This is a genomic window from Rhodococcus sp. GXMU-t2271 (assembly GCF_041414735.1).
In the GTDB taxonomy this organism is placed as follows: domain Bacteria; phylum Actinomycetota; class Actinomycetes; order Mycobacteriales; family Mycobacteriaceae; genus Rhodococcus; species Rhodococcus indonesiensis.
Genome location: NZ_JAUIZP010000016.1, coordinates 13,555 through 30,667 on the forward strand (window position 1 = coordinate 13,555; position 17,113 = coordinate 30,667).

Annotated in this window: 15 protein-coding genes; all 15 read right to left on the bottom strand. The window is 69.7% G+C overall.

Annotated features, from left to right (window positions below; translation table 11 throughout):
* Window positions 1–64 precede the first annotated feature (64 nt).
* Window positions 65–1,309: a cytochrome P450 gene (locus QYS60_RS05550; protein WP_371382623.1), complete on the bottom strand. Its 1,245-nt coding sequence runs from the start codon at window positions 1,307–1,309 to the stop codon at window positions 65–67.
* A 43-nt stretch (window positions 1,310–1,352) separates the two neighbouring features.
* On the bottom strand, window positions 1,353–2,186 hold the full coding sequence (locus QYS60_RS05555; protein ID WP_054374256.1) for a mycofactocin-coupled SDR family oxidoreductase: 834 nt from the start codon (window positions 2,184–2,186) through the stop codon (window positions 1,353–1,355).
* 226 nt (window positions 2,187–2,412) lie between these two features.
* On the bottom strand, window positions 2,413–4,089 hold the full coding sequence (locus QYS60_RS05560; RefSeq protein WP_371382624.1) for an FAD-dependent oxidoreductase: 1,677 nt from the start codon (window positions 4,087–4,089) through the stop codon (window positions 2,413–2,415).
* Window positions 4,090–4,111: 22 nt separating this feature from the next.
* Window positions 4,112–4,639 (bottom strand): nuclear transport factor 2 family protein, encoded by a 528-nt coding sequence (locus QYS60_RS05565; protein ID WP_371382625.1) that lies wholly within the window; start codon window positions 4,637–4,639, stop codon window positions 4,112–4,114.
* A gap of 41 nt (window positions 4,640–4,680) precedes the next feature.
* Window positions 4,681–5,508 carry a mycofactocin-coupled SDR family oxidoreductase gene (locus tag QYS60_RS05570; RefSeq protein ID WP_289379531.1) on the bottom strand — a complete coding sequence of 276 codons (828 nt, stop codon included), beginning with the start codon at window positions 5,506–5,508 and terminating at the stop codon, window positions 4,681–4,683.
* Window positions 5,509–5,743: 235 nt separating this feature from the next.
* The gene (locus QYS60_RS05575) at window positions 5,744–7,018 is read right to left on the bottom strand and encodes a cytochrome P450 (protein WP_371382626.1); all 1,275 of its coding nucleotides are present in this window, start codon (window positions 7,016–7,018) and stop codon (window positions 5,744–5,746) included.
* The gene (locus QYS60_RS05580; RefSeq protein ID WP_371382627.1) at window positions 7,015–8,091 is read right to left on the bottom strand and encodes an LLM class flavin-dependent oxidoreductase; all 1,077 of its coding nucleotides are present in this window, start codon (window positions 8,089–8,091) and stop codon (window positions 7,015–7,017) included. Before QYS60_RS05580 ends, QYS60_RS05575 begins: the two co-directional genes overlap by 4 nt.
* Window positions 8,076–9,746: an AMP-binding protein gene (locus tag QYS60_RS05585; RefSeq protein ID WP_371382628.1), complete on the bottom strand. Its 1,671-nt coding sequence runs from the start codon at window positions 9,744–9,746 to the stop codon at window positions 8,076–8,078. Before QYS60_RS05585 ends, QYS60_RS05580 begins: the two co-directional genes overlap by 16 nt.
* Window positions 9,743–11,224, bottom strand: a complete 1,482-nt coding sequence (locus QYS60_RS05590) for an aldehyde dehydrogenase family protein (protein ID WP_371382629.1) — start codon at window positions 11,222–11,224, stop codon at window positions 9,743–9,745. Before QYS60_RS05590 ends, QYS60_RS05585 begins: the two co-directional genes overlap by 4 nt.
* Complete coding sequence (locus tag QYS60_RS05595; protein ID WP_289379526.1) at window positions 11,221–11,541, bottom strand: hypothetical protein; 321 nt, start codon at window positions 11,539–11,541, stop codon at window positions 11,221–11,223. The genes QYS60_RS05590 and QYS60_RS05595 overlap by 4 nt, the downstream gene beginning before the upstream one ends.
* On the bottom strand, window positions 11,538–12,860 hold the full coding sequence (locus QYS60_RS05600) for an acyclic terpene utilization AtuA family protein (RefSeq protein WP_040271084.1): 1,323 nt from the start codon (window positions 12,858–12,860) through the stop codon (window positions 11,538–11,540). The genes QYS60_RS05595 and QYS60_RS05600 overlap by 4 nt, the downstream gene beginning before the upstream one ends.
* A 123-nt stretch (window positions 12,861–12,983) precedes the next feature.
* A complete protein-coding gene (locus QYS60_RS05605; RefSeq protein WP_054374250.1) occupies window positions 12,984–14,195 on the bottom strand; it encodes a CaiB/BaiF CoA-transferase family protein in 1,212 nt (403 codons plus the stop codon).
* Between the two features lie 73 nt (window positions 14,196–14,268).
* On the bottom strand, window positions 14,269–15,750 hold the full coding sequence (locus tag QYS60_RS05610; RefSeq protein ID WP_054374249.1) for an aldehyde dehydrogenase family protein: 1,482 nt from the start codon (window positions 15,748–15,750) through the stop codon (window positions 14,269–14,271).
* A 1-nt stretch (window position 15,751) separates the two neighbouring features.
* Entirely contained in the window at window positions 15,752–16,219 is a 468-nt protein-coding gene (locus QYS60_RS05615; RefSeq protein WP_003938466.1) for a MaoC family dehydratase, read from the bottom strand.
* Window positions 16,219–17,109 carry a CoA ester lyase gene (locus tag QYS60_RS05620; protein WP_289379525.1) on the bottom strand — a complete coding sequence of 297 codons (891 nt, stop codon included), beginning with the start codon at window positions 17,107–17,109 and terminating at the stop codon, window positions 16,219–16,221. Before QYS60_RS05620 ends, QYS60_RS05615 begins: the two co-directional genes overlap by 1 nt.
* Between the last annotated feature and the right edge of the window lie 4 nt (window positions 17,110–17,113).

The following is a 17,113-nucleotide window of genomic DNA, read 5'->3' on the forward strand; positions in this document are numbered from 1 at the left end:
GGCCGGTCGTCCGCGTAAGCGAATACCTACGCGGACGACCGGGACCGTCGCGGATCGGAAGTCCTTACTGCAGGGTGTAGTCCGTCAGTACCCGCCGGCCCGGCGTGAAGGTGGCCGGGATGCGCTGGTAGCCGGTGTTCACGCCCTGTCGCGGGTAGGGCTGCAGCGCGTCGTAGTCGACCTCGTAGTCCGGCATCCGTTCGAGCACCTGGCTGATCAGCGCGTGCGACATGTAGCGGCCGAGATGCGAACCGGCGCAACGGTGCACACCGATACCGAAGGCGGTGTGCCGGTTGGGCCAGCGTTCGATGTCGATCTCGTCGGGCTTGTCGAACAGCTCCGAGTCCCGATTGGCGGAAGCCCAGGACAGCAGCACCCGGTCACCCTTGCGCATGGGGCAGCCGTGGAACTCGACGTCGTGTGTCACGGTGCGGGCGAGCGCCTGGGTCGGCGAGAAGTACCGCAGGAACTCCTCGATGGCGTGATCGAGGAGATCGGGATGGTCGGCCAGCCGCTGCCGCACGTCCTTGTGGCGGCTGAGCCAGACCAGCGAGTTGCTCACCAGGGAGGCGGTGGTGCCGACGCCACCGGAGATGAGCAGGTCGACGATCGCGAAGACGTCGTGATCGTTCATCGGGCTGCCGTCGACCTCCTGCTGGACGAGGTAGCTGATGATGTCGTCCTCCGGGGCCGCGCGCCGTTCCGCGATGGTCTGCTCGATGCGGCCGGCGAGGTACGGGAAGTCGACCTCGACCGCGTGGGTGTGCTCGGGGGTACCGGGGATCCCGGCGAGCACCTGGAAGTGGGCGTTGGAATAGCGGCGCCACTCCGAGACGTCGAGGCCGAGCCACTCGACCGTGACGATGGAGGGCACCCCGATGACCGATGTCAGGTCGCACTCGCCGCTCTCGATCACGCTGTCGATGAAGCCCGCGACGTGCCGGTCGATCGTGGGCTTCATCTTCTCGACGGCGGCCGGCGCACTGACCGGGTTGACGATCCTGCGGTACTTGCGGAACTCGGGCGGATCGAGCTCGATCGGAATGTGGTCGTGGTGCGGGGTTTTCGGGATCACCACGGACAGTCCCTCGCCGCCGTACCCGCTGCGCGCCGAGGAGAACGTCTCGTCGTCGCGGGCGGCGTCGAAGACCGAGCTGTAGTCGGAGAGCACCCAGTAGCCGCCGTGGGCGGGAGTCCAGCCGATCTTGACGGTTTCCCGGATCTTCCGGTACGACTCGGCCGGATCGGCCGAGTGTTCGGGCGAGTTGTGGTCGAAGTGGACGACCGGGCAGCGGGCGGGGCTTTCCATCGTGCGTTCCTTCCGAGTCGGGATTCGGCGGCGAGCCGGAGGCCTAGGTCTTGGCGAGCAGTCCGGCGTCGATGGGCAGCACCACGCCAGTCACGTAGCGGGCCTCGTCCGAGGCCAGCCAGACCAGGGCGTTGCTGATGTCGACGGGCTCGACCCAGGGGACGTCGAGCTCGTTGCGCCGGCGGCAGTGGTCGACGATGTCCGCCTGCGTCGGCGATTCGAGGTCGGGGCGGTAGATCCGGTACATGGCGTCGTTCTCGATCATATCCGTGCGGACGGTGCCGGGGTTGAGGGTGTTGACCCGGATACCGTGCTCCCCCAGCTCGTTGGAGAGGGTGCGCATGAGGCTGACCACCCCACCCTTGCTGGCGGCGTAGTGCCCCAGATTGCGGCTCGCCCGGATCGCCGCGACGGAGCTGGTGAGTACGATCGCGCCGCCGGTGCCCTGCTCGATCATGCGTGGGACGACGGCCCGCACGGTGTGGAAGACCCCGGTGAGGTTGACGTCGATGACGTTCTGCCACTCCTCGTCGCTGAGGTGCCAGGTGGGGGTGAAGCTCACGATGCCGGCGTTGGCGCTGACGATGTCGATGTGCCCGAACTCGTCGACGGCGTCGGAGACGAGCAGGTCGAGGGCCGCTTGGTCGCGCACGTCGACGACGCGGGACAGGCAGCGACGGCCCGCGGCCTCGACGAGACGGCGGGTCTCGGCGAGGTCGTCGGGGGTGGCGAGCGGGTAGGCGACCGTGTCGATGTCCTTGCAGGAGTCGAGGATCACGACGTCGGCGCCTTCCTCCGCGAGGCGGACGGCATTCGAACGCCCCTGCCCCCGTGCGGCACCCGTGACCAGCGCGACCTTCCCGGTTACTCGACCCATTTCCGATCTCCTCTTCTGCTCGGATTGTGACGAAGAGCACCTTAATGCTTATCATCATTATTATCTAGCGCGCCCACTAGGTCCGAAGGTCCCCGATCGTCGGACACCTACGTCCCGCGCCGGAACAGGTTCCGGGCCCGCGCGCACAACGGTCAGACGCAACAGCAATTGCTGTCGCGTCTGACCGGAAAGTGCGCGGGTGTTCGGCGGGTCCGCCCGCCGAATGTCACACCGTCGTCGGCTCCATCAGGATGCCGTCGGGTTCGGACGGGTATCCGGCCGTCCGCACCGCGGCCCGGCCCGCCCGGTAGCCGAACACCAGGGCCGGACCGAGCGTTCCGCCGGCTCCGCCGTACACCATCCCGGTGGGGGCCGCCATGACGTTGCCCGCGGCGAACAGTCCGGGGATGACGCGATCGTCGACGTCGAGGACCGCGCCGTCGGCGTCGGTGCGCGGGCCGCCCTTCGTGCCGAGCGTGCTGCTGTGGATCTGCACCGCGTGGAAGGGCCCCCGCGCGACCGGCCCCAGGGTGGATTCCACGCCCGGGTACTTGTTCTTGTCACCGACGAACCCGTCGTACACGCTCTCCCCGCGGTGGTACTCGCTGTCGTGGCCCCGGCGCACGTGCTCGTTCCAGTGGGCCACCGTCGACTCGAGCGCGTCCGCGGGGACCTCGATCCGCCGCGCGAGATCGGCGAGGGTGTCGGCACGCACCACCCACTCGGGCACTTCCGTACCCGGCGCGGCCCCGAACGCCCCGTACTTCTCGACATGGTCGGCGTCGAAGATCAGCCAGCAGGGCTGGTTCGGATAGTCGAAGTCGTGTGCGTCGAGATGATGGAACGCGCCGCCGAGGGCGTTGTAGTTGGTCGCCTCGTTGGTGAACCGGCGTCCGTGCCGGTTCACCATGATCGAATGCGGCGCCGTCCGCTCCCGGTGCACGAGCTGAACCGCCTGCGCACCGTTCGCCCGTTGCCCGGGCAGCACCGCGACCGGAGCCCACCAAGCCTCGCGCATATTGCCGAGCTGCGCGCCCACACGCATCGCCATGCGCAGACCGTCCCCGGTGCACGTGGGGACCGTGGCCGGGTGCGCCAGCGGCCCACGCAGGAAGTCGCGCCGCAGACGCTCGTCCCATTCGAAGCCGCCGGTGGCGAGGACGACGCCGTGCTCGGCGCGCACGTCGTGCAGACCGCCCCGCCCCTCGAACCGCACACCCGTGACGCGGCCGGACTCGTCCTGGATCAGCCGCACGCCGCGCTCGCCGGTGTGCACCGCGACGCCCTCGTCGAGACAGCCCTGGAGCAGGGCCGCGACCATGCCACGCCCCAGACCCTCGACACGGTCGCGCTCACGCTGCTCCCGTACATCGGACGGAAGGTGCCCGGTGCCGCCGCCGATGGGGGTCTCCGCAACCGTCATCCGGCGCGGGACCCCGACGAGCTTGTCCTCCCATCGACCGAGGTCGATGAAGCTGAACAGCTCGGGTTCGAGCGAGCGTCCGCCCTGCGGCATGCCGCCCGGCCGCTCGGGGTGGTAGTCGGGATACCCGGCGACGAGGCGCATCTTCAGCGGTGTGGTGTCGAGCCAGTCCAGCAGTTCGGGAACCGTGTCGACGAAGGCCTCGGCGAGTTCGGGCAGGATCATCCCGTGCGACAACGACTCGAGATAGGCGAGGGCCCCCTCGCGCGAGTCGGCGATCCCCGCCTCCCGCGCGTACCGGTTGTTCGGCAACCACGCCACGGCGCTCGACAAGCACGTGGTGCCGCCGAGCAGCTCGCCCTTCTCGAACACCCCCACCCGGGCTCCGCTCCGGGCAGCCGACAACGCGGCGCACAGTCCGGCGGCACCGCTGCCGAGCACGACGACGTCGTACCCGTCTGTTTCTTCGTTGTGTTGCATCGCAATCCCTCTCTCGGGTGGTTCAGTCGACGACGGCGGACGGACTCGGCCGGCGCCGTCCGTCCTGCTCGGCGGGACGCGGGGCCTCGGGTGCTGTCGCAGCTGTGAGAACCGTCCCGTAGGCGGTGGTGGGTGTCGCGTACCGGACCTCGAGCCGGCGTTCACCGAAGTACCAGCGGTCGTCCCGTCGGACGTAGCGATCGTGGTACCGGAGGGCGAGAATGCTCTGCACGCCCGCCTGGGCGAACTCGACGTGGCAGGGCACGATGCCGCGTGCTGTGTCCTCGCCGGTGAAGTCCACCGTGCCGGGGTGCGGGGTGTGCACGCTGAGGCCGTCGTAGCCGTCGAGCGCGGCCCGCACGTAGGAGACGATCGCGTCCCGGCCGCGCAGCGTCTCGGTGAGACCGCAGAATGCGGCGTCGGGCGCGTACAGGGCGGCCAGCGTCGCCATGTCGTGGTCGTCGACGGCCAGCGCGTACCGCGCCGCCAGCTCACGGATCTCGAGGACGTCCGCCGTCCGTCGCGGGTGGCGGTCCCGGGGGTCGTGCATGCCGGATCCTTCCGTCGCGGAGTGCATGTCGGGTCCTGCCCCTACTTCACCAGTGCGCCGGCGTCGATCGGCATCGTGATGCCGGTGACGTAGCGGGACTGGGTTCCGGCGAGGAACAGGACGGCGTTGCTGACGTCGTCCGGCTGCACGAACGGGACGTCGAGGGCGTGCATGCCGTGCAGCAGGGGTTCGACCTGCTCACGGGTGGGCTGCGCCTCGTCCGGCAGGAACAGCTTGTAGATCGCATCGTTGAGCAGCATCCGGGTTTCGACGTTGGTCGGCAGGACCGCGTTGACGCGGATGCCCTCGGGGCCGAGTTCGTTGGCGAGGCTGCGCATCACGCCCAGCACGCCGTGCTTGGCAGCCGCATAGTGGACGTTGTTCGGCAGCCCCTTGAGTCCCGCGATGGAACTGATCAGCACGATGCTGCCGCCACGGCCGCCTGCTCGCAGGTGCGGGACGGAGGCCTTCACCGTGTTCCACACGCCGGTGAGGTTGATGTCGATCATGTCGCGCCAGATCTCGTCGGTGAGATCCTCGACCGGATAGCTGCCGGCGATCCCCGCGTTGGCGACGACGACGTCGAGGCGCCCGAACCGCTCGACGCCCGCCGCCACGGCCTTTGCGACCGCTGCCGAATCCCGCACGTCCGCTTCGGAGGCGACGATCTGCCTCCCCTCGGCCTGCACCAGTCGGATCGTCTCGTCGAGGTCCGCCCGGGTGGCCATGTCGTACGGGGCCCCTTGCACCGGCGCGCACAGGTCGAGTGCGATGATGTCGGCGCCCTCCCGGGCGAGGCGCACCGCGTGGTTGCGTCCCTGCCCCCTCGCCGCACCGGTGACGAATGCAACCATGCCGTCGAATCCCACGGTGTAAGCCTTTCCCTCGGTGTTCGGTTCGCATCCCGGACGGCCTGCTCGTGACCTACCGGCGGCGATCACCGGTGGCGCACTGCGCCGGGACTGCGCGAAGACAGCAGCGGAAGAAATCTGGAAATCTGTGAATATGATTATGCTCACACCGCACCCCGGGGCGTCAACGGCAGAACCCGGAAAGTTTGCCGGCCGGAGCGGCCACTCCGGCCGACGGGCGAGCGGCGTTCCCTCAGTTGCGATTTCGCAGATCGTCCGCAGCGCGGGCCTCGCGGCGCCGGCCCGGGGTGAAACGCGCGGGGATGCGCTTCCATCCCGGATTGACCGCCTGATGCGGGAACGGCACCACCTCGTCGTGCAGGATCTCGTAATCCGGCATGCGGACCAGGATCTGGCCGAGCAGCTCGAGCGACAGGGCGCGGGCGATGTGCGCCCCCGCGCATCGGTGCACACCCATCCCGAACGCCGTGTGCCGGTTCGGCCACCGCTCGATGTCCACGGTGTCCGGGTCCTCGAACGCCTTCGGGTCGCGGTTCGCCGACGCCCAGCCGAGGAGCACGCGGTCGCCCGTGCGGAAGTCGTGCCCGCGGAACTCCACGTCCCGGGTGACGGTGCGGGCCAGCGCCTGCGTGGGCGAGAAGACCCGAAGGAACTCCTCGATCGCGCGCGGTAGCTTCTCCGGATGCGCGGCCAGAGTGCGGCGCAGGTCGTGGTGGCGGTCGAGGTACATGAGCGTCTGGCTGACGAGGGAAGCGGTGGTGCCCACGCCGCCGGAGACGAGCAGCTCGGCGATGGCGAACACCTCGTCGTCCGTGACCGGCCGGCCGTCCACCTCCGAGCCCACGAGACGACTGAGCACGTCCTCCCGCGGAGAGGTGCGCCGCTCGGCGATCGCGGCACGCAATTGTGCTTCCATCCAAGGAAACTCGACGGCGATCGCGTGCTCGAACTCCGGTGTTCCCGGTCGGTCCGACAGCGCGGCGTGATGCGCGTGCGCGTACCGTTCCCAGTCCTCGGGAGGCAGACCGAGCCAGTCGATCGTCACCACCGCAGGCACACCGATGACGGTTGCGAAGTCGCACTCGCCGTCCTCGATCACCTCGTCGAGGAACCGCGTCGTGTACTTCTCGATCACCGGCCGCAGGTGCTCGACCGCCGCCGGGGCGGTGAGAGGGTTGATCAGCTTGCGGTACTTCCGATGTTCCGGAGGGTCGAGTTCGACCGGGATGTGGTGGTTCACCGGCGTCTTGGGGATGACGGTGGCCAGGCCCTCGCCCCCGTAGGGGCACCGCGCGGACGAGAAGACCTGATCCTCGCGGGCGGCCTCGAAGACGCCCTCGTAGTCGGTGAGTACCCAGAAGCCCCCGTGCCGGGTGGACCGGATCACCGGTCCCGCTTCCCGCAACCGCCGGTAGGAGGCGACCGTGTCCTCGGCGTGCGACGCCGAGTTGTGGTCGAAGTCGAGTACCGGACAACGTGGTTCGAGGCCGCGATCGTCGTCCGTCATCGTGCTTCTCCTGTCGGGCCGGGGTGCGGGACCGCCGAGTGTTCCATCACGGCACGGGCATCGACCGGCACGATCTCGCGCATACCCGGAACGATGTCCCGGCCGAGATCGTCGAGGTACGCGACGACGTCGTCGGCCGTCATGTCCGGCCACTGGGCCCGGACGATCACCGGATCGACGGGCACCTGCGCCGCGAGCGTGCGCAACTGGTCGAGACAGTCGTCGGCGGTGCCGATGATCGCCTCCTTCGCGGCGACCTGCCGGAACCTGTCGGTGAGAGCGCCGGCATCGCGCGTGGCCAGTTCTCGCTGGGCGTAGGCCAGGAGACGGTCCCGTGCCATGAATTCGAAGCGCCGGAACGCTTCTTCGGTGGTGGCGCCGGGAACGATCTCGCGGCGCAGCGGATGCCGCGCGACCGGGGGCCGCCCGTGTCTGCGCCGGGCCGCCGCGTACACGCCGAACATGCGATGCATGTCCTCGGTCTGCGTCTCCGGTGTCACCGGCCACGCGTCCCCGAGCCGTGCGGACCGCCGGACACCCGAATCCCTCAACGCGCCGATCCAGATCGGCGGATGCGGGTCCTGCCAGGGGCGGATGTGGGTCTTCACGCCGTCGAGCCGCCAGAACTTGCCGTGGAAGTCGACCTCGTCCTGCGTCCACATCATCCGCACGATCTGCAGCGCCTCGTCCATCATGGCGAACCGCTGGTCGAAGTCGACACCGAAGGCGGTGAACTCCTCACGGCGGTACCCCGCGCCGGCGCCGACGATGAGATTGCCGCGGGTGAGGATGTCGAGGGTGGCGAGTTCCTCGGCGAGTGCGACCGGATGGAACAGCGGCACCTGCACCACCATCGTGCCGATCTTCACGCCGGGGTCCAGTTCGGCCGCGATCCGGGCGAGCGTGGGGATCGGCTGCAGCCAGCGCAGGTTGCCGTAGATGTAGTGGTGGCCCATCACGATGTAGCGCACACCGTTGCGTTGCGCCGCCTCGACCTGTCGCAGGAGTCCGTCGAGATGTTCGCGCGGCGACAGCGTGGTGTGCACGTCGCCGAGGATCACACCCAGGTCCATGTCTTCCTCGCTTCCGCAGGCGGCTCGAGAAGCCAGTTCCGCAGCTTCGCCTTGGCGACCTTGTTCAAGGTGGCGCGCGGGAACTCCGGCACCAGATGGATCTGACGGGGCCGTTTGAAGTCGGACAGCAGTTCGGCACACACCCGGTCGATCTCGGCGGGCAGGTCGCCGGGCGCGGCACCGTCCGCGATCACGAACGCGACCGGGACGTCGCCGAGCATGCGGTCCGGTTTCGCCACGACGGCGACCTCCCGGACCCCCGGCACGGTGGCGACCACGCGTTCGACCTCGGCGGCAGCGACGTTCTCCCCACCGACCTTGAGCATGTCCTTGGACCGCTCGACGAACCAGTACTGTCCGGACCGGTCCTGGCGCACCCGGTCGCCGGTGCGGAACCACCCGTCGGCGGTGAAGGCCGCGCGGGTGGCGTCGTCGTCGTGGAGATAGCCCGCGAACAGGGACACCCCCGGTGTACCCCGCACCCACAGCTCCCCCACCATGCCCGGTTCCACGGGACGACCGTCGGCGCCGACGACGGCGACGGCGTATTCGGGCGCCGCACGTCCCATCGTCCCGTCGGGGTCGGGATGGGCCAGTTCGCTGACGACGGGGTGCGAGACGGTTTCCGTCATGCCGAACCAGCCCGTCGTGCGGATTCCGCCGGTCACCGACCGCTGGGCCGCGCTGCCCGACCAGTGCCGGTAGGTGTGGTCGGGCGGAACCGGTGTGCCGGCCAGGGCGCGGAGCATGAACGACACCACCGACACCCACGTGCACCCGTGCCGGAGCGAGACGTCCCAGAAACGGGACGCGGAGAACTTCGGCGTCAGCACCGCGGTGGCGCCGGCCCACAGCAGTCCCAGGAAGGAGTACCCCAGGGCGTTGGTGTGGAACAGCGGCAGGGTGATCAGCCCGACGTCGGTCCCGCGCAGACCGGCGTGGGCGGAATTGACCTGTGCGGCCCACAGGCAGTTGGCGTGCGTCCAGACCACGGCCTTCGGTCGCGCCGTCGTCCCGGAGGTGTACTGGATGCTCGCGGGTGCGAGCGGATCGATGGACACCGGTGCCGGCGCCGCCCCGGCTCCGCAGAGCTCGCCCAGAGCACAGGTCGTCCCGGTCGGCGCCGGGCACACCGCGGACGGGACGGCGAGACTGTCGGTGCCGCGGGACGCGGCGATCCACTCGAGCCCGGGCATGGCGTCCCGAGCGGTCTCCGCCAGACCGGTTCCGGCCAGCGCGGCGCGGGGGGCACAGTGCCGGTCGTAGTAGGCGAGTTCGTCGACGCTGCTGCGGGTGTTGAGGCACACCGCCACCGCCCCGGCCGACACGATCGCTGCCCATCCGACGAGGAAGTCGGGGCAGTTGTCCATCAGCAACACCACGCGGTCGCCGGGTGCGATGCCGCGCGCCTGCAGTCCGGCCGCGAGCCGATCGACCGCGGCGCCGAATTCCGCGTAGGTCCAGCGCTGTGCCCCGGCGCCGGTATGCGGCTCCCAGACGAGGAAGGTCTTGTCCGGCCGGTCGGTGCGCCACCGGTCGAGCAACCACGGCACCGTGCGGTCGCCGGTGTACGCGCCCGTTGCGCTGCCGGTCGGCAGGCCGTCGAGGATCGGGTATGCGGGAGCCCGCGGGGTCGTCGGTGTTTCGGGTGTCATGCCGGCACCTGCCAGTTCAGGTGCTTGACGCGGAAGAACTCGAGGAATCCGTCCTCGCCCATCTCGACGCCGGTGCCACTGCGTTTCGATCCGCCCCACGGCACGTCGGCCCGCATCGGGCCACCGCCGTTGATCGCGACGGTGCCGGTGTCGAGGCGTCGAGCCACGGCCACCGCCTCCGCGTGGTCACCGAAGACGCTCGCGTTGAGCCCGTACGGCGAGTCGTTGGCGATGGCCACCGCCTCGTCGACATCCCGATACGGCAGGACCACCGCGACGGGGGCGAACAGTTCCTCCCGGGAGATCTCGGCCGAATTGTCCACGCCCGTCACCAGGGTGGGTGGCAGGAACCAGCCCTTGCCCACCGGCCGCTCGCCACTGACCGCGATGCGGCCCCCGGCGGCGACGGTGCGGTCGAGGCAGCCCAGCACGCGGGCGAGGTGCTCGGCGGAGATCAGCGGACCCACCTCGGTGCGCTCGTCGGACGGGTCGCCGGTCGGCACCCGTTCCTCGATGAATCCGGCGGCCTGATCCAGGAATTCGTCGATCCGATCGTGTGGCACGAGAATGCGCGTGGTGGCACCGCAGCCCTGGCCCGCGTTGCGGCAGAACCGCAGGATCGACGGCCCCACGACGGTGGCCAGGTCCGCCGACGGGAGCAGGATGTTGGGGGACTTGCCACCGAGCTCGAGGACGACCTTCTTGTGGGTGGCCGCGGCCTGCGCCATCACGGTCGCGCCGACGGCGGAGGATCCGGTGAAGCTCACCATGTCGACGCCGGGGTGCGTGGTGAGCACTTCACCCACGTCCGCTCCGCCCGGCACCAGATTCAGCACACCCGGCGGCAGCCCGGCCTCGGCGGCGAGATGCACGAAGGCCAGCGCGGACAGTGTGCCCCGCGGCGAGGGCAGCAGCACGACGCTGCAGCCGGCGGCGAGCGCGGGTGCCACCTTCCACGAGATCATGTTCAGCGGGTAGTTGTACGGGACGATCGCCGACACCACCCCGATCGGTTCGCGCAGCAGCAGGCTCTCGGACGAGACGGCACCGCGGATGCCGGGCAGCCGCTCCTGGTAACCGCCGCGGGGACCGCGCAGCGCCGCGTCGGCGAACCACCGGAAGTTGATCGCCGGCTGCGCCACCTGCAGGGTGCGGGCCAGACCGACGGGCGATCCGACCTCCCGCACGACCAGCTCGGTGAGCTGATCGGCGTGCTCGTCGATCAGATCCGCCAGCCGCCGCAGGACACCGGCGCGCTGCTCGGGGGAGGCGGCCCGCCATTCCCCGGCATCGAAGCTGCGCCGGGCGGCCGTGATCGCGCTGTCGGCCTGTGCCCGGTCGGCGCCCCGCCACCGGGCCAGCGCCTCCTCGGTGGCGGGATCGATCGATTCGAACGCCGCACCCCGCCCGCTCTCCCATCCGCCACCGACATGCACGGACGGACCCTGGGACGCGCGGGCGAACAGATCGTCGATCATCGCTTCTCCTCGCGTCCGGGTACATCGATGTCGAGAATCAGGGACTGGTAGGACTTTCCGTGCGGATCCACCCGAAGGGACCTGGAGACACCACCCGCGAGCGCGCGGGTGAGGACGAAGTTCAGGCAGCAGTTCACCGGAATCTCGTAGCGGATCACCTCACCCTGGACGAGATCACCGAAGGCTTTCGCGACGACGTCCTCGGTGAGCACCGACCGGAGCCACTCGTAGTCGGCGTCGTCGTGCGGGAACACACAGATGTTGCTGGTGTCGCCCTTGTCGCCGGAGCGGCTGTACGCGACGTCACGAAGTTTCATGCGGTGGTCACCTCCACGGACAGGGGGACATCGCTGCGGGGCAGCAGCGCGGGGGTCACGACGATGGCCGGGACGACCGAGGTCACCACCCCGCCTCCGCCCGCGGGACCGAAGTACAGGTATTCGACCTCGTACGCGGCGGCCTTGGCGACGTCGGGATCGAGCGCACGTGCCGCGAGCCGCAGCCGGACCTCGGCCGGCTCGCCGCCGGCGATGCGATCACCGAAGAGGGTGTTCACGCCGTGCAGTTCGATCCGCAGCTCGTCGATCTGCGCCCGGATCGGTTCGAGGCGCCGGCGCACGATCTCCTCGGCGCGACGGGCGCGGTCGACGCAGCCCGGGCCGCCGTAGGAGATCTCGGCGACGGCCTTGTAGCCGAGGTCGACGCCGACGAGCACCTTGAGGGTGTCGGGGCGGGCGGAGCCGCGGGCGCCGGACAGGCGCACCCGGTCGGGTCCGGCCTGTTCGATCCGGACGTCGCTGAAATCGGCGGTCACGTCGGGCGTGAGATAGCGCGTGGGATCGTGGATCTCGTAGTAGAGCTGGGTGCGCGTGGTGCGCAGGTCGACGGCCCCGCCGGTGCCGTCGAGCTTGGTGACGATCAGCTCGTCGTCGTCGATCTCGGCGAGGGGGAAGCTCAGGTTGTGGGGATCGGGGACGACCCGGTAGGGCGGGTCCTCGAAGTTGCCGCCGGTGCTGTGGACGCCGCACTCGAGCAGGTGCCCGGCGAGGGTCGCGGTGCCGACGCGGTCCCAGTCGTCGAGCGCCCATCCGAGCTCGTGGCAGATCGGCCCCACGAACAGGGAGGGGTCGGCGATCCGGCCGCCGAGCACGATCTGGGCGTCCTGCTGCAGGCAGTCGACGACGGGGTCGGCCCCGATGTAGGCGTTGGCGGAGACGATCCGGTCGGCGACGGCCCGGGTGGTGGTGTCGAGTTCGGGGAGCGCGACGTCGGCTTCCGTGACGGCCGCCCGCACGTCGTCGCCGCGGATGATGCCGATCCGGGTCCCTCCGAGCCCCAGGGCGCGGAGGTTCGCCGCGAATTCGGCTGCGGCGGCGTCGGGATTGGCGGCACCGAAGTTGCCGACGACGCGGCCTCCCGATTCGAGGAAGCGGCGCAGGATCGGCACCAGGGCGGAGATGCGCTCGTCCTGCCCGGTCGACGGATCGCGCAGGCGGCGGATCTGGGCCAGGGCCATCGTGCGTTCGGCCAGGCAGTCGAAACCCATGTACTGCACCCGGCCGCTGTCGGCCATGGCAGCCGCCGTCTCGAGGCGGTCGTTGGCGTAGGCCGACCCCGAACCGATACTCAGATGCATTGCTACCTCGTCTCGTTGCGTGCGTCGGCGAATCCGGAGCGCGCGTGTGACCGGAATCCGCGCACGTCGTGTCGTGAGCGGATTCCGGTTCACCGCATCGATGTCGAACCGGGACGGCGGCTCTCAGGGCCGGCCGATCACCCCCGCCTCGGCGAGCGCCGCGAGCTGGTCCCCGGTGAGCCCGAGCCGGTCCGAGAGCACCTCGGCGGTGTGCTCACCGATGGTGGGCACCCCGTCGTAGTCGGGGCCGTCGTAGCTGCCGAGGTGCAGCACCGGTCCCGGCATCAGCACGCCCTTCATGATCTCGTTGCCCGTGATCTCGACGAGGGTGCGTTCCTGGAAGTGCGGGTCGGCGACGACGTCCGCGGCATCGTTCACCGGCGCGCTGACGACCTCGAACTTCTCCAGGGTCTCGAGCACGCTCGCCCGCGGCATCGAGCCGACCCATTCCTTCACCATCGCCTGCACCTCGTCGTTGTGCTCGAGACGTGCGGCGTTGGTGGCGTAGCGGGGATCCTCGATGATCTCGGGCCGTCCCATCGCGGCGAACAGGCGCTTGGCGATGCCCTGGTTGGACGCCGCGATGGACAGGAAGCGCCCGTCCTGGGCCTCGTAGATGCCGCGTGGCGACGCCGCACCGGTGGCGTTGCCGATGCGCTGCTGGATCTCCCCGAGCGCGGTGTAGCGCAGGAACATGTCGCCGATGATGAACATCAGCGGCTCGTACAGCGCGACGTCCACGACGTCGCCCTGCCCGGTGCGTTCCCGCTTGTACAGCGACATCGCCACGCCCATCGCGGCGGACAGGCCGGCGATGGAATCGGCGAACCCGAACGGCGGGGAGGTCGGCGGCGAGTCCGGCCAGCCGTTGACGTGGGCGAACCCGCTGGCCGTCTCGGCGACGGTGCCGAAGCCCGGCAGGCTCCGGTTGGGCCCGGTCTGCCCGAACCCGGACACCCGGGCCAGCACCAGCCCCGGATTGTCCGCGCTCAGCACGTCGTAGCCCAGGCCCCACTCCTCGAGCCGGCCGGGACGGAACGACTCGACGACGACGTCGACCTCGGCCGCGAGCCGGCGCACCAGGTCGCGGCCTTCCGGCGAACGCAGGTCGATGCCGAGGGACTTCTTGCCGGCGTTGAGCCGGGAGAAGCCCAGCGACAGCCCCTCCTTCTGCGGAACCCACTGGCGTGCGAAGTCGCCGGTCGTCGGATCCTCGACCTTGACCACCTCGGCACCGAAGTCGCGGAGCATGCGCCCCGCGGTGGGGGCGGCATACATGGTGCCGAGTTCGAGCACCTTGACGCCCGCGAGCGGGCCCGCAGCGGATGCGTTCATCGTCGTCTCTCCTAGCCTTGTCGTCCGATTCGGCCCGGCCGAATGCGATACTGCCGAATGCCCTGCCGGCGAATCAGATCCGCCACTGGATGTGCTTGACCTCGAGGTACTCGCGCATCCCCCACTCGCCGAGTTCACGGCCGACGCCCGAGCGTCCGTAGCCGCCGAACGGGGCGTCCGGGCGCATGGCGCCACCGCCGTTGATCCACACCGTTCCGGCCCGGATCTTCTCGGCCACGCGGCGCGCCTCGACCGGGTCGTCGCACCAGACGTTCGCGGCGAGACCGAAGGGGGTGTCGTTGGCGAGGCGGATGGCCTCCTCGGTGTCCTTGAACGGCAGGATCACCGCGACGGGGCCGAAGATCTCCTCCTGCACCGCACGCGCGTTGTGCGGAAGGTTGCCGAGCAGAACCGGATTGACGAACCAGCCCTTCTCCGGCAGCGGCTTGGTCACCTCGAGCAGCTTCTTGCCGCCCTCGGCCGCCGCGCCGTCGATGAAGCCCTGCACGCGGTTCTGGTGGTCGGGCCGGATCATCGGGCCGATGTTCGTCGCACGGTCCCAGGGGTCGCCGACGACCATCTGGTCGAATGCCGACGCACCGGCCTCGAGGAACTCGTCGTAGACCGAGTCGTGCACCAGCAGCCGGGCGAGGGCGGCGCAGCCCTGCCCGCCGTTGCGGGACCAGCGCAGGTGCATCTCGACGGCGATCTTCTGCACGTCGACACCGGGCAGCACGATGTTCGGCGACTTGCCGCCGAGCTCGAGGGTCACCCCGGCCAGGTTCGCCGCGGCCTGCTCCATGATCTTGGCGCCCACCCCGTCGGAACCGGTGAAGGACACCCGGTCCACGCCGGGATGCGAGGACAGCCGCTGTCCGACGTCGGCGCCGCCGATGACGACGTTCATCACGCCCGGCGGCAGGCCGGCCTCGCGGATGAGATCGCCCAGGAACAGGGTGGTCAGCGGGGTGCGCGGGGACGGCAGCAGCACCACGGTGCAGCCGGCGGCGAGCGCTGCGCCGAACTTGAAGATGGCCAGGTTCAGCGGGTAGTTGTAGCCGGTGATCGCGGCGACGACACCCACCGGCTCGTACACGACGTCGCTCATCGTCGGCACCGGCTTGTCGTACTCGCCGAGATGGACGGTGCGGTCGGTCTTCGCCGCCTCGGCCGCCCACCGCAGGTGCTCGTCGACGGCCATCTTGACCTGCAGGTACTCGGCGAGCGAGACCGGCGTGCCGACCTCGTTGACGATCGAGGGCAGCAGCCGGTCGGCGGCCTTCTCGAGCACGTCGGCGAAGCGGTGGATGTGGCGGGAGCGCTCCTCGCCGCTCAGGGCCGACCACGCCGGGAAGGCGGCGCGGGCGGCGGCGACGGCGTCGTCGACCTGGTCGGTGGAGGCGCCGCCGACGGTGGCGATGACCTCCTCGGTGGCCGGGTTGTAGACGTCCCACGTCTCACCGGCGGGCTCGACCTCCCGGTCGCCGATCAGCAGGGTCCGGGTCTCGGGAACCCAGTCCTTCAAGGGGAATTCGGTTTCGGGCGCTGCAGTCATCTCAGGCACCTTCCTCGGTGGTGGGGCGCTTGGCCATCAGGCCGACGCGCTCGAGCAGGCAGACGAGTTCGTCGCGCTGGTTGAAGCCGCGGTGTTCGAACCACACGATGCCGCTGTCGGTGCGGCTCTCGGATTCACGCTTCTTCAGGATGGTGGTCTCGGCGCGCAGGGTGTCGCCGTGGAAGACCGGATTCGGGAACTTGACCTTGTCGTAGCCGAGGTTCCCGAGGGTGGTCCCCATGGTCAGCTCGGGAACGTGGAACGCGCCGATGAGCGCGACGGTGAACAGGCTGTTCACCACCCGCTGCTTGTGGATCGTCGTCTTGCAGAACTCCTCGTCGAGGTGCAGCGGCTGGATGTTCATCGTCAGCGAGGTGAACATCACGTTGTCCATCTCGGTGACGGTGCGGGTCATCGAGTGCTTGTAGTGCTTCCCGACCTCGAACTCCTCGAAGTACAGACCGCGCATCACCGTTCACCTCTCCGTAGGATCGCCTCGGCTCGGTCGAGCCATTGAATTGCCTTGTCGTAGTGGGCCTTGTCGATGTGCAGGCCGCGGTACCGCAGCGCGCCGACGCCCTCCGCCTCTGCCTTCTCGTAGGCCTCGGCGAGTCCGCGGTAGAACTCCAGATCCTGCTCCGACGGGCTGAACACGTCGTTGACGGTGGCCACGTGGGAGGGGTGGATGGCGATCATCCCGCGGAACCCGAGCCGGCGGCCGCGCACCGCGAACTCGCGCAGCCCGTCCAGGTTCTCGAGATCCTCCCACAGGCCGGTCAGGGCGTGGATGCCGGCCTCCCGGCAGGCCAGCAGCACCCGGCTGCGCAGGTAAAGCGTCTCCTGCCCCTCCGGGGTCCACTCGTAGCCGACCTCGCGGGCGATGTCGGCGTGCTCGGCGGACGGTCCGATCATCGCCCCGACGCGCGGCGACGCGGTGGCGACCTCGAGGCAGTTGTGGATGGCGCGCACCGTCTCGACCGGGACGATGTACTCGAGCCCGTCGACGCCGTTTCGCAGCTCGAAGTGGTCGAGCAGGGCGTCGTAGCGCAGGACGTCGGTGGCCTGCTCGATCTTGGGGGCGAAGATTCCGGTCAGTCCGGGCACCACGACCGCCTCGAGATCGGCGCCGGTCAGCCGGGTGGCGAGCGGGTTGACCCGCACGAACAACCCGACTTCCCGGTTCGTTTCACGCACGCGGGCTATGGATTCGGCGACGGTCGCGCGGGCCGCCGCCTTCTCCGCGGCGGGCACCGAGTCCTCGAGGTCGAGCACCACGCAGTCGGCGCCGGCGGCGATCGCCTTGTCCACCCACTTCGGGCGGTGCCCCGGGACGAACAGGATCGAACGATACGGCTGCACGTCG